This window comes from Rhodococcus sp. (in: high G+C Gram-positive bacteria) (genome assembly GCF_049299235.1).
Lineage (GTDB): Bacteria > Actinomycetota > Actinomycetes > Mycobacteriales > Mycobacteriaceae > Rhodococcus.
This window is the reverse complement of the sequence record NZ_JBAQXC010000287.1, coordinates 13,782-29,198: the sequence shown is the minus strand read 5'-3', so window position 1 is coordinate 29,198 and position 15,417 is coordinate 13,782. Positions and strand designations below refer to the sequence as shown.

13 protein-coding genes are annotated in these 15,417 nt (G+C 67.7%); 6 read left to right on the top strand and 7 right to left on the bottom strand.

All coding sequences use genetic code 11. The annotated features are described in order from the left end of the window. Positions 1-2: 2 nt before the first annotated feature. The 5 genes from WAX14_RS16890 to WAX14_RS16870 form a co-directional block, all read right to left on the bottom strand. Positions 3-1,178, bottom strand: coding sequence for an MCE family protein (locus WAX14_RS16890; RefSeq protein WP_422629206.1), 1,176 nt, complete (start codon positions 1,176-1,178; stop codon positions 3-5). Between the two features lie 9 nt (positions 1,179-1,187). Beyond that, positions 1,188-2,036 (bottom strand): MlaE family ABC transporter permease, encoded by an 849-nt coding sequence (locus WAX14_RS16885; RefSeq protein WP_422629205.1) that lies wholly within the window; start codon positions 2,034-2,036, stop codon positions 1,188-1,190. Positions 2,037-2,056: 20 nt separating this feature from the next. Further along, positions 2,057-2,821 (bottom strand): MlaE family ABC transporter permease, encoded by a 765-nt coding sequence (locus WAX14_RS16880; protein WP_422629204.1) that lies wholly within the window; start codon positions 2,819-2,821, stop codon positions 2,057-2,059. 454 nt (positions 2,822-3,275) lie between these two features. Continuing rightward, complete coding sequence (locus WAX14_RS16875; protein ID WP_422629203.1) at positions 3,276-4,214, bottom strand: 3-oxoacyl-ACP reductase; 939 nt, start codon at positions 4,212-4,214, stop codon at positions 3,276-3,278. A 164-nt stretch (positions 4,215-4,378) separates the two neighbouring features. Continuing rightward, complete coding sequence (locus tag WAX14_RS16870; RefSeq protein WP_422629202.1) at positions 4,379-4,564, bottom strand: ferredoxin; 186 nt, start codon at positions 4,562-4,564, stop codon at positions 4,379-4,381. Positions 4,565-4,718: 154 nt separating this feature from the next. Between WAX14_RS16870 and WAX14_RS16865 the strand changes: the two genes are divergently transcribed. The 3 genes from WAX14_RS16865 to WAX14_RS16855 all read left to right on the top strand — a co-directional run bounded on the left by WAX14_RS16865 (position 4,719) and on the right by WAX14_RS16855 (position 8,769). After that, a complete protein-coding gene (locus WAX14_RS16865; protein ID WP_422629201.1) occupies positions 4,719-5,897 on the top strand; it encodes an acyl-CoA dehydrogenase family protein in 1,179 nt (392 codons plus the stop codon). 58 nt (positions 5,898-5,955) lie between these two features. After that, the gene (locus WAX14_RS16860; RefSeq protein ID WP_422629200.1) at positions 5,956-7,074 is read left to right on the top strand and encodes an acyl-CoA dehydrogenase family protein; all 1,119 of its coding nucleotides are present in this window, start codon (positions 5,956-5,958) and stop codon (positions 7,072-7,074) included. 63 nt (positions 7,075-7,137) lie between these two features. Continuing rightward, a complete protein-coding gene (locus WAX14_RS16855) occupies positions 7,138-8,769 on the top strand; it encodes a long-chain-fatty-acid--CoA ligase (RefSeq protein WP_422629199.1) in 1,632 nt (543 codons plus the stop codon). 31 nt (positions 8,770-8,800) lie between these two features. Here the strand turns inward: WAX14_RS16855 and WAX14_RS16850 are convergent, their stop codons facing one another. Together WAX14_RS16850 and WAX14_RS16845 are read right to left on the bottom strand one after the other, a co-directional pair. Then, positions 8,801-9,979 carry a CaiB/BaiF CoA transferase family protein gene (locus WAX14_RS16850; RefSeq protein ID WP_422629237.1) on the bottom strand — a complete coding sequence of 393 codons (1,179 nt, stop codon included), beginning with the start codon at positions 9,977-9,979 and terminating at the stop codon, positions 8,801-8,803. 183 nt (positions 9,980-10,162) lie between these two features. Then, positions 10,163-10,954 (bottom strand): DUF2249 domain-containing protein, encoded by a 792-nt coding sequence (locus tag WAX14_RS16845; protein ID WP_422629198.1) that lies wholly within the window; start codon positions 10,952-10,954, stop codon positions 10,163-10,165. 57 nt (positions 10,955-11,011) lie between these two features. On the opposite strand from WAX14_RS16845, the gene WAX14_RS16840 reads away from it, so the two are divergent. Genes WAX14_RS16840 through WAX14_RS16830 form a run of 3 tightly spaced genes read left to right on the top strand, consistent with a single transcriptional unit; the run spans position 11,012 to position 15,416 of the window. After that, positions 11,012-11,758, top strand: a complete 747-nt coding sequence (locus tag WAX14_RS16840; RefSeq protein WP_422629197.1) for a helix-turn-helix transcriptional regulator — start codon at positions 11,012-11,014, stop codon at positions 11,756-11,758. Continuing rightward, entirely contained in the window at positions 11,755-12,858 is a 1,104-nt protein-coding gene (locus WAX14_RS16835; RefSeq protein WP_422629196.1) for a hypothetical protein, read from the top strand. The genes WAX14_RS16840 and WAX14_RS16835 overlap by 4 nt, the downstream gene beginning before the upstream one ends. Continuing rightward, positions 12,855-15,416, top strand: a complete 2,562-nt coding sequence (locus tag WAX14_RS16830) for a multicopper oxidase domain-containing protein (RefSeq protein ID WP_422629195.1) — start codon at positions 12,855-12,857, stop codon at positions 15,414-15,416. The genes WAX14_RS16835 and WAX14_RS16830 overlap by 4 nt, the downstream gene beginning before the upstream one ends. Position 15,417 lies beyond the last annotated feature (1 nt).

Genomic DNA, 15,417 nt, shown 5'->3' with positions numbered 1-15,417 from the left:
GGTCACTGCCCTGCCGAAAGGTCGTCGCCGAACAGGTCTCGGAAAATCGTCGGGTACCGAACCCAGGTCTCGGTGGACGGCTTGTACGGCACCTCGGCGGTGTTCGTGACCGCGAACTGGGCATGCTCGGCCTTGGGGTCGAAATTCGGCAGCCCGTAGCAGTTGGGTCCACCACTGGCACCGACGACAGGCAGATCCTGTTCCTGGTTGTAGATCGTGGCACCACCCATGAAGCTGGTACTGAGCATCAGCGACGCGTACTTGCCGGTGCCGGTCATCGGCTCGAATGCGATACGCGCATCGTTGAGACCGACGATGAAGCACGTCAGTTCGGGCGAGTACTCGCCGAGGAGCGTCGTCGTGTGGGTCAAAAGGTCCAGCGCGGTGGTCAACTGGGCTTCGTTCTCGACGAGCACGTCGCGGCCGGTCGTTGCCAGACCCGTGACGTTCATCAGCAGCAGGTCGAGGTTGGCCTGCTCGTCGACGATTGTGTTGCCGACGTCGGTGACGTTGCCGAGCGTGGCCATCAGATCCGGTGCGGTGTCGGCGTAGACGCCGGCCACCTCGGCGGCGACATCGAGGTCGTACTGCAGTTGCGGCAACGACGGGTTCATCGTCGCGAGGTAGCCGTCGAGTTCGACCATCGCCGCACCGAGTTCATCCCCGCGACCACGCAGGCCCTCGGAGATCGCACCGAGTGTGGCATTGAGCTTTTCCGGTTGCACCTGCGCGAGTACGTCGTTCAGGTGTTCGAAGACAGAGTTGAACTCGACCGTGACGTTCTCGGCGGCGATGACCGCGCCCTCCTGTAGCGGTACCGGCGATGGGTCGGCCGGGACGACCAGGTTGACGAACTTCGCACCGAACACGGTGGTCGATTCGATCGTCACCTGGGCGTTCGACGGAATCAGATGTAGTTGTCCCGGATTCATCGCCAGACCGAGCACCGCACCGTCCGGGGTGTATCGGATCGACGAGACGCGTCCGACTTCGACGCCACGCAGTTTCACCTTGGCATCGGTTTCCATCACCAGGCCCGACCGTGCGGAGGTGACCGTCACCGGAACCGAATCCGTGAAGCCGCCGACGAACTGGGTCAGCGCCGCGACGACGAGCAGCACGAGACCGCCGACCATCCCGAAGGCGGCGAGTTTCTTCTTCCACGATGGACTGTCCATGTATGCCGCCTATCCCGACAGGTTGAAGTTGCCGGACATCCCGTAGACCGCGAGCGAGATGAGGAGGGTGACGGTGACGACGGCGATGAGGGAGGCGCGCACCGCGTTACCGACGGCGACACCGACTCCGACGGGCCCTCCACTCGCATTGAAGCCGTAGTAGGTGTGGATCAACATCACCGCGATGGCCATGACGATGGCCTGCACGAACGACCACAGGATGTCGGTGGGGATGAGGAACGTTTGAAAATAGTGGTCGTACACGCCGCCGGACTGACCGTAGAGCACGACTGTCGCGAAACGGCTGGCGATGAACGAGGCGATCACGGCGAGCGAGTACAGCGGAATGATCGCGATCATGCCTGCCATCACTCGTGTACTCACCAGGTAGGGGACGGACGGGATCGCCATCACCTCGAGCGCGTCGATCTCCTCGGAGACACGCATCGCGCCGAGCTGGGCGGTGGAACCGGCCCCGATGGTCGCCGCGAGGCCGATGCCCGCGATGGTCGGGGCGGCAATACGCACGTTGATGAACGCTGCGAAGAAGCCGGTGAGCGCCTCGACACCGATGTTGCCGAGGGAACTGAAGCCCTGCACCGCGATGATGCCGCCGGTGAACAAGGTCAGGAAGCCGACGATCACGACGGTGCCGCCGATGACGGCGAGCGCACCGGTGCCCATGCTGATCTCGGCGACGAGCCGAACGGTCTCCTTCGGATAGTGCATCAGTGCACGCGGCGCGGAGCCGAGCGCCCGACCGAAGAACAGGGCCTGCTCTCCGATGCTGTCCATCGAATTCGATGCGGTCCGGAAACGTCGGCGCACGCGGGGGAAGCGCCCGGTTATCACTGCCATCTACTCCACCACCGAGCCGCTCATCCGGCCGTCAGCTTGATGCCGACGGCCGTGACGAGAAGGTTGACAACGAACAGTGCCATGAACGAGAACACCACGGTCTGATTGACGGCGTCGCCGACACTCTTGGCTCCGCCTCTGACATTGAGCCCGAGGTAGGCGGCGACGAGTCCGGCGATCATGCCGAACAGGCCCGCCTTGATCTGAGAGATCATCAGCTCACCGAAACCGGTGAGCAGTGTGATGCCGTTGACGAAGGCACCCGGATTGACGTCCTGCAGGAACACCGAGAATCCGAAGCCACCGAGGATGCCGATCGTGCACACCAGCCCGTTGAGGAGCAGCGCCACAACCGTGGATGCGAGCACGCGGGGCACGACGAGGCGGTGGATCGGATTGATGCCGAGCACCTTCATCGCGTCGATCTCTTCGCGGATGGTTCGGGCGGCGAGATCCGCGCAGATCGCGGTGGCGCCGGCGCCGGCGACGATGAGCACGGTGACCATCGGCCCGACCTGGGTGACCGCGCCGAGTGCCGCGCCCGCACCGCTGAGGTCGGCGGCGCCGATCTCCCGGAGCAGGATGTTGAGGGTGAAGCTGACCAGAACCGTGAACGGCACCGCCACAAGGATGGTCGGAAGAAGCGACACCCGTGCGACGAACCATGCCTGGTCGATGAATTCGCGCCGCTGAAAGGGCCGGGAGAAGGCTGCGCGGGCGGTTTCTCCGGTCATGGCGAAGAGACCGCCGACTGCTCGCAACGGGACCTCGAGGAGGTCTACCAACGTCTCCCCTCCGTTCGGTGGTTGAGTGGCCAGGAACCAACAACGGGTCACGCTGTGACCCGCGTCATACTAACTAGAACGTGTTCACCCTGTCAAAGTTGCGCAATATCGGCGGCAACGACGCCTGCGCCCGACGACCGCGACGCGCGCATTGGGCACACAACACGCATCGGAATAAGTGGGTTTACGTGGAACTTCACAAGCCCTGCACCCATCGGCCCGATGCCCGCCGCACCGGGAATCTCCTCATCGGCAGCGCAGGTCCCGGTCCGAAAAGCAGAACGTGTTTCACAAATTGAGAACCGAAGCGCCGGACGGCGGTTCGCGTCCGAGAAAGCCGCCGACCCGTCCGGGCCGACGGCAGACTGCGGAATCGCATCCGAGCGGAGTGGTGTCTGTCACGGGGAGTTACGGAAATTCTTGCTCGCCCCCGGATCCGGCCCCTCCCGCGACGTCAGAGCTTCAGGAGCTCGGATGCCGAGAACATCCTCGCCGGATCACGATCCTCGAAGTAGCCACCGAGTTCCTGCGCGAGCGTCTCCGGAGTCCACTGCGCCTCGGCATCGAAACGCTGTTCGACGACAGGCGCCGCCATCAAGGCGACCATCGGCCCGTAGACGACGAAGACCTGACCGTTGACGCGCTCGGCTGCCGGCGACGCCAGATACGACACGAGCGTGCCGACGTGCTCGGGCGACAGTGGATCGACCTCGGTGGCGGGTGCCGCGCCGAACACCGACTCGGTCATCGCGGTCCGGCCACGAGGGCAGATCGCGTTGGCTCGCACGCCGTACCGCGACAGACCGCGCGCAGCGGACAGCGTGAGCGAGATGATGCCTGCCTTGGCGGCGCCGTAGTTGGCCTGCCCCTCGGGACCGAGCAGGCCCGCCTCGGAGGCGGTGTTGACGATACGCGCGTAGACCGGCGCCCCGACCTCCTTCGACTTGGCGCGCCAGTATGCGGCCGCGTTGCGGCACAACAGGAAGTGCCCGCGCAGATGCACGGCGACCACGGTGTCCCATTCCTCGTCGGACATGTTGGGCAGCATCCGGTCCCGCACGACGCCTGCGTTGTTGACGACGATGTCGAGGCTGCCGAACCGATCCTGCGCGGTGGAGACCAGCGCATCGGCCGTCGCACGCTCGGCGACGCTGCCCGCCACGAACGCGACGTCGCCGCCGATCGCACGAATCTGCTCGAGCGTGTCCTGAACATCGTCGGTCTCGGCGAGGTCGTTGACGATCACCGTCGCACCGGCCTGTGCGAGCGCCACCGCCTCGGCGCGACCGAGGCCCGCGCCGGCGCCGGTCACCACCGCGACCTTGCCGGTGAGATCGATCCCTTCGGGACCGGTGACGTTCTCGGAATCGGCAGTTCTGCCGTCAACACTCATGAACCCGCACTCCTCGCGACCTCGGCGAACCCTTCCGGTCCGCCTGTTCGTATCCGGCCCTTCGGCCACCGCATCGGGCGCGCCCGGCGCCCGGGGCTCCGGCAAACGAAACCGGAGACCGTCGGAATGTAGAACGCGTTCTCATTCCTGGCAAGAGCGGGTCGTCAGACCTCCGTGAGCGCAGCGCGCGGGCACTGACTGATCGCCTCACGCGCGTCGGCTTCACGACCCTCGGGAACCGGGTGCGCGACGGTCAGTTCGTCGTCGTCGTTCAGGTCGAACAGGTCCGGCGCGATTCCCACACACACGCCGTTCGCCTCGCATCGATCGAAGTCGACCTTGATATCCATTATTCGAACCCTCGCTCTCCATGTGCACCGACCCTGCCGGGGCGCCCACCCCGGACGGCACCTTGCCGGTAAGGCTAGAACGCGTTCCAGTTCTGTGCAATGATTCGGACACATTGCGCGACCCGTCCCCCATGGCGACGATTGGAGCGGTTCGTTGAATATCACCTATACCCCGCAGCAGCAGAAGCTGCGCGAGGAACTGCGCGCGTACTTCGCCGATCTGATGACGCCGGAGCGGCGCGCCGCCCTGTCTGCGACGACCGGCGAATACGGCGCGGGCAACGTGTACCGCGAGGTGGTCCAGCAGATGGGCAAGGACGGCCTGCTCACCCTCGGCTGGCCCGAGGAGTACGGCGGACAGAACCGTTCCGCCCTGGAACAGTTGATCTTCACCGATGAGGCCGCCGTCGCCGGCGCGCCGGTCCCGTTCCTCACCATCAACTCGGTGGCGCCGACGATCATGCACTACGGCACCCGCGAACAGAAGGACTTCTTCCTGCCGAAGATCTCCGCGGGGGAACTGCACTTCGCCATCGGCTATTCCGAGCCCGGCGCAGGCACCGACCTGGCGTCACTGCGGACCACCGCGGTTCGCGACGGCGACGAGTGGGTCGTCAACGGCCAGAAGATGTGGACCAGCCTCATCGCCTACGCCGACTATGTGTGGCTCGCGTGCCGGACCAACCAGGATGTCAAGAAGCACAAGGGGATCAGTGTCCTCATCGTGCCCACCACCGCGGCAGGCTTCTCGTACACCCCCGTGCACACGATGGCGGGGCCGGACACCAGCGCCACCTACTACCAGGACGTGCGGGTATCGGCGTCGGCGCTCGTCGGCGAGGAGAACGGCGGGTGGGCGCTCGTGACCAACCAGCTCAACCACGAACGCGTGGCGCTGACCTCTGCCGGACCCATCCTCACCGCGCTGCACGAGGTCCGCGTCTGGGCGCAGAACACCACCCTGCCGGACGGCCGACGTGTCATCGACCAGGAGTGGGTCCAGATCAACCTGGCGCGAGTACACGCCAAGGCGGACTACCTCAAGCTCATGAACTGGGAAATCGCTTCGGGCACCGACCCCTTGGGACCCGCGCCCGCATCGGCGAACAAGGTCTACGGCACCGAGTTCGCCACCGAGGCCTACCGCCTGCTCATGGAGACGCTCGGCCCCGCCGCGACACTCCGGCAGAACACGCCCGGCGTACTGCTGCGCGGCCGCCTCGAACGCATGCACCGCAGTTCGCTGATCCTGACCTTCGGCGGCGGCACCAACGAGGTGCAGCGCGACATCATCGCCATGTCCGCCCTCGCGCAGCCCCCATCGAAGCGCTGACCATACCGTCACACCACGAGAGCACACCACGAGAGCACACCACGAGAGGATCGCCGCAGTGGACTTCACGCTCACCGAGGCACAGCAGGATCTGGCGGGCCTCACCCGCAGCATCGTGACGGACATCGTCACCAACGAACACCTGCGCGAACTCGACGTCGCCGACGACCGGATCGACCATGCGCTGTGGGATGCGCTCGCGTCGTCCGGTGTGCTCGGTGCCGCTCTCCCCGAATCGGTCGGGGGCGACGATTTCGGTCCGCTCGAGCAGATCAGCATCTGCACCGAACTCGGCCGTGGTGTCGCGGCCGTTCCCTACCTGACCTCCATCGTGGCGTGCGCCTCGACCGTGGCCGAGTTCGGTACCGACGTCCAGCGGGCCGAGTGGGGTGAGCGGGCAGCGAGCGGTGAGATCGTCCTCGCCGCCGCCCTCACCGAGGAATTGAACGAGGACCCGACCACGCCCGCGACCCGCGCCGAGGCAGACGATGCGGGCTGGACCCTGACCGGAACCAAGATCGTCGTCGATGCGGCGCCGATCGCGGACGCGTTCCTGGTGCCGGCCGTCACCGAGGCGGGGGACGTCGTGGTCCTGGTCGTGGATGCCGGTACGCCGGGTGTGACGGTGACTCGCCAGTCCACCACCGACTTCGGCAGCACCGGCATCGTCGCGTTCGACGGAGTGCGGGTCGCCGCCGACCGGGCGCTCGGAACGACCGGCGCCGAGGTTGCCGCCCGGCTGCGCGACCGGACCCTGCTGGGCTCGGCCGCCTATCAGTACGGCGTGCTCGAACGCGCACTCGAACTCACCGCCGAGTACGCCCGCGAGCGAGTCCAGTTCGATCGCCCCATCGGCAGTTTTCAGGCCGTCGCACAGCGACTCGCCGACGCCTACATCGACGTCAAGGCAGTGCGACTGACCCTGTGGCAGGCCGCTTTCCGGATCGCTGAGAGACTTCCCGACACCGGCGAACTGCGCACCGCGGCATTCTGGGCCGCCGACGCCGGCCACCGCGTCGCGCACACCGCGGTGCACGTGCACGGCGGTGTCGGGCTCGACGAGGACCACCCCGTCCACCGATACTTCCTGGCCGCCAAGCACCACGAGTTCCTGCTCGGTTCGGCGACGACGCAACTGCGGTCCCTCGGCGCCGAACTCGCGTCGACACCCGCCTGACCCGGTCCCGCTCGTCGAGATGCCGCCTGTACTCCTGCTCCGGCCTGCCCCGAGGATGGACCCATGACGGAAATACCCACGGTGGCCGCACTGCTCACCGCGATGTCCGAGGTCGACGACCGGGGCCTGCGATTCGAGGACCTGTCGGTGTCGTGGCGCGAGCACGTGCAGCGCAGCCACGACCGCGCGGCGCTGCTGCGTGTGTTGCTCGATGCGGACCGGCCTCGACACTTCGGCATCCTCATGGACAACATCCCCGAGTTCTCGCTGCTGTTGGGTGGGGCCGCGTTCTCCGGGTCCGTCGTCGCGGGCCTGAACACGACCCGGCGCGGCGATGCGCTCGCCCGCGACATCACGCTCGCGGACTGTCAGGTGGTGTTCACCGAACGGGCACACGCGAACCTGCTCGACGGCCTCGATCTCGGTGACGTCCGGGTGATCGTGGTCGACTCACCCGAATGGGCCGACCTCCTCGAGCCGCACCATGATTCGGCGCCCGAGGCCGCCGAAGTCTCCCCCGACGATCTGTTCATGCTGATCTTCACGTCCGGCACCAGTGGTGATCCCAAGGCCGTGCGGTGCACCCATGCGAAAATCACCGCACCCGGCCGGATGCTCGCGGAGCGGTTCGGGCTCGGCGCCGACGATGTGGTGTACCTGTCGATGCCGATGTTCCACTCGAACGCCATGATGGCGGGCTGGGCGGTCGCACTGGCCGGCGGATGCTCGGCCGCTATGCGCCGCAAGTTTTCCGCATCCGGGTTCCTCCCCGACCTGCGCCGGTTCGGGATCACCTACGCCCACTACGTGGGCAAGCCGCTGTCGTACATCGTCGCGACTCCGGAGACGCCGCAGGACGGCGACAACACGCTGAAGATCATGTACGGCAACGAGGGAACCGCGCCCGCGATCGCGGAGTTCCGTCGGAGATTCGACGCGGTGGTGGTCGACGGGTTCGGCTCCACCGAGGGTGGGATCTCGATCGCGGCGACCCCGGGAGCACCGGCCGGTTCACTCGGCGCACTGCCCGACGACGTCGAAATTCTGGACCCGGAAACCGGCGCCGCCTGCCCGCCCGCCCAGTTCGACGACCAGGGGCGGATCGTCAACGCCGACGCGGCCACCGGAGAACTCGTCAATGTGCGCGGGGCGGGGCAGTTCGCCGGCTACTACAACAATCCCGAAGCGGATGCCGAACGCGTCCGGAACGGCCGATACCACAGTGGTGACCTCGGGTTCCGGGACGCGGACGGTTTCGTCTACTTCGCGGGCCGAAGTTCGGGGTGGCTGCGCGTGGACGGTGAGAACATCGGCGCGGCGCCCATCGAACGAGTGCTGCTCCGCTATCGCGGATTCGCGCAGGCGACGGTGTACGCGGTGCCCGATCGGTATGTGGGCGATCGGGTGATGGCCGCGGTGATCCCGTCCGCGGACACACCGTTCGACCCGGTGGCGTTCGCGCGGTTTCTCGATTCGCAACCCGATCTCGGACCCAAGCAGATGCCGACCCTGATGCGAGTGTGCGAGGACTTCCCGCGCACCGCGACGTTCAAGGTGCTCACGCGATCGTTGAGCGCCGAACGCTGGCACTGCCCCGACCCGGTCTGGCTGCGCGAGCGCGGTGACCGCGAATTCTCGCTGTTGACAGACGAACTGGCCGACACTCTCGAATCGGTGTCGCCGACCGTCGGGTGACGCCGACCGTCGGGTGACGCCGTGCGGCGGATCAGATCGTGCCGGCTTCCTTCAGGGACGCCTGCTGCCGGTCGGTGAGGCCGAGCAGGCCACCCCACACCGCGGCATTGTCGTATCCGGCGACCGGCGCACCGGCACGACGAACACCGCCGGGGGTCCCGGCGAGCACGGGGACGACCCCGGGACCGAGAACGTCGACGCCTGTTCGCTCGTCGTGGTGGCCCACGAGCATGCCGCGCGCCCGGAATTGCTTGTCGGCCACGACTTCGGAAACCGTGTTGACCGGTCCCGCAACCACTCCCGATTCCGAGAGATGCCCGAGTAGGTCGGCGAGTGTCCACCCGAGCGCCCACCCGCCGATGAGGTCGTCGAGTTCGTCCTGATGCACACCGCGCGCGAGATGATCGGCGAAGCGCGCGTCGTCGGCCAACTCCGGCCGGTCCATCGCGGCGCACAGCCGTCGGAAGACGGTGTCCTGATTGGCGGCGATGACGATCCACATGTCATCGCCGGTGCGGTACAGATTCGACGGGGCGATGCCCTCCAGCCTGGTGCCGGACGGACCACGGACCACGCCGGCGGCGTCGTAGTCGGGAATCACCGATTCCTGGACGGCCAAGCAGGATTCGGTGAGCGCGACGTCGACGACCTGCCCTCGTCCGGTGCGTTCACGAGCGAGGAGCGCGGCGAGGATGCCCTGGACGGCGAACATTCCGCCCAACGAATCACCCAGGGACAGGGCGAGTCGCGGCGGGGCCTGACCCGGATAGCCGTTGAGGTGGCGCAGACCGGACTCCGCCTCGGCGACCGACGCATAGCCGGCACGGCCCGCTTTGGGGCCGGTCTGTCCGTAGCCGGACACCCGCGCGAGGACGATCCGCGGGTTCACTGCGGCGAGATCGTCGTATCCGAGGCCCCACCCTTCGAGGGTTCCCGGCCGGAAGTTCTCCACCACCACATCGGATTCCGCGACGAGGCGGCGGAACAGATCCTGCCCCTGCGCCGACCGCAGGTCGAGGGTCACACACCGCTTGTTGCGGGCGTGCACCGTCCAGAAGAACCGGTGTCCGTCCTTCTCGCCCTGCCCCCAGGTGCGCAGTGGGTCGGGCCGCTTCGGGTCCTCGATCTTGATGACGTCGGCGCCCATGTCGCCGAGCAACCGGCCGGCAAACGGCCCGGCGATCAGGGTGCCCAGTTCGAGCACCCTGATCCCGTCCAGCGCACCCGCCCCGACCGATGTCCCGGCATCCTGCTGTGCACCATCCCGCTGTGCCCCGTCGTGCTGTGTCACTGCCGCAGTCCGTTCGTCACGCGGCTCGTGTCGGGCACGACCCGGCCGTCGACCCACACGGTACCCACCCGCGCGCGGCCCGACGCCGACACCGCCTGCGGATCACACCCTGGTCAGCCGCAGCCGCCATGCTTCGGGTCCGCGCTCCTCGTAGTCGACACCGAGACGGCCGCCCGCACGGTCGGCGAGTTGGCGCAGCAACGGAAGCGGATCGTGCGGGGCCACGAGCACGAGCGTCCCGCCGATCGGAACAGCATCGAACGCGCCGAACACCGTTGCGTGCCGGATCGCGTGCGGGATGTCCCGCACGTCGAGTACCGGATCCGGTTCGTCCTGCTCGCCGCATGTGCAGGAGTGGCCGCCACAGGCCCCGTCCGCACCGGCCCCGTCCGCACCGGCCTCGCCGTGCGCGCCGAGCAGGTCGTGCATGCCTGCGACGATGCCGGCGAGCGAGACGTCCGGGTCCGCGGCGACCAGGGGCAGGATCCGGTCGTTCTCGTCGACGAGGTGCGCGTCGAGCAGGATCCGTAGCGCGTATCCGGCTGCCGCCGCACGCGTCGGGGAAGTCTCACGCTCCACGCGATCGACGAGCGTCGCGAGTACCCGATGCACCGCGATCATCGATTCGACGAGTGCCTTGGCTTCGGGTCGCCGGGCCGCGGCGGGATAGAGGGTCTGCTCCTCTGCGATCGCATGGGGCAGCAGGGTGCCGGTGAGATAGCCGGCCGCGGCGCGGCGCGCGGCGTCGGCACCCTGGTTGCTTTCCGCCGCGTCGAGCAGCGCATTCGTGAGAATCGCGATTCTGCCGGCGATTTCGGCGTGGTGATTCTTGATGGCGTCGACGGCGTGCGCGTCCTCCGCGGTGGTCGCGACGACAACGTTGTCGGTGGTCATTTTCCGCTCTCCTTGTGCAGGTGGCCGATCACCACACAATTTACTACAGTTATTTCCGTGGAAAATAGTGATCTCCTTCTCGGTCCCCGGCCGACGCCCACACCGGCGTCGCTCCCGGCCCTGTCGCCACAGCGGATCACCGTCCTCGACGACGTCCGCGGCCACGGCCCCACCCGCATCAACGACATCGCCGAACGCCTCGGCCTGCACCCCAACACGGTGCGCGAACACCTCGAAGCACTCGTCGACGAAGGACTCGCCGAAGCCACCACCGAACCGGCACACGGTCGCGGTCGCCCCGCCAAACTGTTCCGGACCACCCCCGCAGCCGATCCGTCCCCGGCGAGTCGCGAATACGCCGGACTCGCCACCGCCCTCGCCGGACACATCGCCCGCACCAGCGTCGACCCGGCAGCCGACGCCCGCACCGCCGGCCGAGATTGGGGTCACGAGCTGGCACGCGAATACGACTGCAGCCCAGACGATCCACCCGGTGCGATTCTCGACCTGCTCACCCGCCTCGGATTCGATCCGAGCAACGGAGGCCGCGCCCGCGGCATCGCACTGCGCCAATGTCCACTGCTCGGCGCCGCGCGCCGCTACCCCGGCGTCGTGTGCCAGGTGCACCTGGGCATCATCGAAGGGGTGCTCGACGAGCTCGGTGCCGCGACCACACCCGGTCTCGATCTGCTGCCGTTCGCCGAACCCGGAGCCTGCCGGTTGTTCCTACCCGATCCCCCGATCCCCCAGCGCCCAGCCCCCGACACCGACACCGACACCGACACCGACCGGAGCCCACGGTGAAACCCGTCCCGCGCCGCGCCGTACTGCTCGTCCCCGGCGGCCTCGCCCTCCTCGGGGGTCTCGACGCTGCCCTGCTGCTGCTCGGCCTCCCCGCCCCCATCGACGCCGCACGACTGCCCGAAGTCCACGGAATCCTGTTGGTACTCGGGTTCGTCGGCACCCTCGTCGCGCTCGAACGTGCGGTCGCGCTGGGCCGGCGCAGCGGATATCTCTCGCCCATCCTGCTCGGCGCCGGCGGAATCCTGACCATGTCCCCTGCACCGCAATCACTTTCCGCAACCCTGCTGGTCGCGGGCATGGCGGGTCTCGTCGCGATCTATGTGCCGCTGTGGCAGCGCTCCACCGACACCGCGGTCCTCGTGCAGGCAGCCGGCGCCGCACTCGGAGCCGGAGCCGCACTGCTGTGGCTCGCCCACGTCCCGGTACCGGACCTGCTGCCCTGGTTGTGCACCTTCCTCATTCTCACCATCGCGGGCGAACGGCTCGAACTCGCCCGGATCGCGACCTTCGGAACCCGCGCCGAACCACTGCTGCTCACCATCGCGTGCGCGATCGTCGCCGGCACCGTCGCGGCCCTGCTGTGGCCGACGGCCGGCTACGCACTGCTCGGCGCCGCACTACTCGGGCTCGTCGCGTGGCTCGTGCGATTCGACGTCGCACGCCGCACGGTCCGCGCCACCGGCCTCACCCGATACATGGCCGTGTGCCTGCTCGCCGGCTACTGCTGGCTGGCGGTCCCCGCTCTGACCTGGCTGCTCGTCGGCCCGATCACCGGCGTCGGGAACATCGCGGTGCCGGGCGCCTACGACGCGATCGTGCATTCGGTGATGCTCGGGTTCGTGATCTCGATGATCATGGCGCACGCCCCGGTGATCCTGCCCGCAGTGGTGCGCCGGCCACTGCCGTACACCCCGCTCATGTACGGACCGGCGGTGCTGCTGCACGCGTCGCTGCTGCTGCGTATCGCGGTCGGGGACGTGCGCGGCGTGGAGTGGGCCGTCACCGTCGGCGGCGTCCTCGGCATCGTCGCGATCCTCGCGTTCGTCGTCGTCGCGGCCGCGTCTGCGCTGCGCCCCGCCCGCCAGGAGGTGTCGGCATGAACGAGCGCGGAAGCTGGCACCTGCGTGCCGGATCGATCGTCGTCGCATGGTTGGCCGCACTGGTCGTGGTGTCCGTCGGGCACCGGTGGATCCCGCAGTCCGGATGGCTGCTCGTGCACGTGCTCGGACTCGGCGCGGTGAGCAATGCGATCCTGGTCTGGAGTGGACACTTCACCGACGCGCTGCTGCGACGCCCCGCCGGGTCGCGCCGCGCCGAGACCGCACGGCTGGCGGTGTTCAATGCCGGTGCCGTCGCCGTGGTCGCCGGGATGATCTGCGAATGGTGGCCGGCGGTGCTGATCGGCGGGTGCGTCGTCGCCGCAGTTGCCCTGTGGCACAGCTGGACCCTGCTCCATCGCGTGCGTTCGGCACTGCCCTCACGTTTCGGTCACACCGTGCGCTACTACATCGCTGCGGCGGCACTCCTACCTATCGGTGCGGGAATCGGTGTCGCAATGGCCAATTCGGGGTTGTCCAGCGAACTACACGAACGGCTGATCCTCGCGCACGCAGGCATCAACGTGCTCGGCTGGGTTGGTCTGACCGTGCTCGGAACCCTCGTCACCCTGTGGCCGACGATGCTGCGTACCCGCATGGCGCACCGCGTCGAGGATGCGGCACGCCGCGGCCTGCCCGCGCTGCTGGCCGCGCTCACCGTCGGGGTGGCGGGTGCGGTAGTCGGACAACCGATCGTCACGGCAGCCGGCGTACTCGGCTATCTCGCCGCCGCCGGCTACGTACTCGAACCGCACATCGGCGAGATCCGCCGCAAACATCCGAGCGACTTCGCCACCCTGTCGGTACTGGCCGGTGTGCTGTGGCTGTTCGGTGTGCTGCTCTACCTGGCGATCGGGCTGGCGACCGCCGCGACACCGTTCGAGGCGACGGAAGTTGCGGGCGCGGTGACCGCGGCATTGCTCGCCGGCTTCGTCGCGCAGGTGCTGCTCGGCGCCCTCACGTACCTGATTCCCGTGGTCATCGGTGGTCGGGCCGCGATGCAGAGCGCGATGACCGAACTCGAACGCGGTGCGCCCTGGCGGTTGTCGGTCGCCAACGCCGGCCTGCTGCTGTGCGTGCTGCCGGTGCCGAGCCTCGTGCGGGTGGTGTGTTCGGTGCTGGTGTTGGTGGCGTTCGCTGCGTTCCTGCCGCTGGTCGTGCGTGCGGTGCTCGTGGCCCGCCGCATGCGAGGCGTACCGTCCACTCCGGGACAACGCGAGTCGGTACCTGCCGCGCGCCGACTGGGTATCGCGGCGGCAGGCGTCGGGGTGGTGGTGTTCGCAGCAGCCGGAGGTGTCGCGGCAGATCCTGCGGCCGTGGGCATTTCGAGTGTCCGTGCGGTCGAGGTAGCGGAAACGGGAAATACCACCGAAGTGCAGGTGCGGGTGGAGGGTATGCGATTCGTACCCGATGTGATCGACGTCCCGGCAGGCGACCGCCTGGTGATCGACTTCGTCAATTCCGGTACGGACCGGCACGATCTGGTCCTGGCCAACGGAAAACGCACCGACCGGATCGCACCGGGAGAATCCGCGGTCCTCGATGCCGGAGTGATCGGCGGCGCAGTCGATGGCTGGTGCTCCGTGGCCGGGCATCGTCAGATGGGCATGACGTTGCAGGTCCGTGCCGCAGGCGCCGCACCCATGACGCACACCGGTCATGATGCCGCGACGTCCGCGAGTTCGGTCGACGTGTCGCACAGCCTCATGATCGACCCCGGCCCCGGGTTCGTCCCGTACGACGCGACCGCACCGTCCCCGCAGGCTGACCACCGGATCACACTGCCGGTCTCGGAGGTGCAACGCGAGGTGGCACCAGGAATCTCGCAGACGCTGTGGACATTCGGCGGTACCGCTCCCGGCCCGACCCTGCGCGGACGGATCGGTGACGTCTTCGAGATCACCCTCGTCAACGACGGGACGATCGGACATTCGATCGACTTCCACGCGGGTGCGCTCGCCCCGGACGGTCCGATGCGGACGATCGCGCCGGGCGAGTCACTGGTCTACCGATTCACCGCCACTCGCGCCGGAATGTGGCTGTACCACTGTTCGACGATGCCGATGTCGGTGCACATCGCCAACGGCATGTTCGGTGCGGTGATCATCGATCCGCCGGATCTGCCGCCGGTGGACCGCGAGTACGTCCTCGTGCAATCGGAGTTCTACCTCGGCGACGAGGGCGCGGAGGTAGATGCGGCGAAGGTCGCGGCAGGCACCCCGGACCTGGTGGTGTTCAACGGCTATGCGAACCAGTACGATCACGCGCCGTTGCAGGCGAGAGTCGATGAGCGGGTTCGCATCTGGGTACTGCCCGCAGGGCCGGACCGCGGCACGTCGTTCCACGTCGTCGGCGGGCAGTTCGACACGGTGTGGTCCGAAGGCGACTACCGCCTGAGGCCGGGTGCCGGTGGAGCACAGACACTCGGGTTGTTTCCCGCACAGGGTGGATTCGTGGAACTGTCGTTCCCGGAACCGGGCCGCTACCCGTTCGTCACGCATGCGATGACGGACGCGGAGAGGGGTGCGCACGGCGTCGTCGAGGTTCTTCCACATCCCTGAT

Bases quoted from the DNA above. Each gene is read 5' to 3' on its own strand.
- WAX14_RS16870 (WP_422629202.1), bottom strand. From the start codon at position 4,564: ATGGATATCAAGGTCGACTTCGATCGATGCGAGGCGAACGGCGTGTGT.
- WAX14_RS16875 (WP_422629203.1), bottom strand. From the start codon at position 4,214: ATGAGTGTTGACGGCAGAACTGCCGATTCCGAGAACGTCACCGGTCCC.
- WAX14_RS16855 (WP_422629199.1), top strand. From the start codon at position 7,138: ATGACGGAAATACCCACGGTGGCCGCACTGCTCACCGCGATGTCCGAG.
- WAX14_RS16830 (WP_422629195.1), top strand. From the start codon at position 12,855: ATGAACGAGCGCGGAAGCTGGCACCTGCGTGCCGGATCGATCGTCGTC.
- WAX14_RS16885 (WP_422629205.1), bottom strand. From the start codon at position 2,036: ATGGCAGTGATAACCGGGCGCTTCCCCCGCGTGCGCCGACGTTTCCGG.
- WAX14_RS16845 (WP_422629198.1), bottom strand. From the start codon at position 10,954: ATGACCACCGACAACGTTGTCGTCGCGACCACCGCGGAGGACGCGCAC.
- WAX14_RS16890 (WP_422629206.1), bottom strand. From the start codon at position 1,178: ATGGACAGTCCATCGTGGAAGAAGAAACTCGCCGCCTTCGGGATGGTC.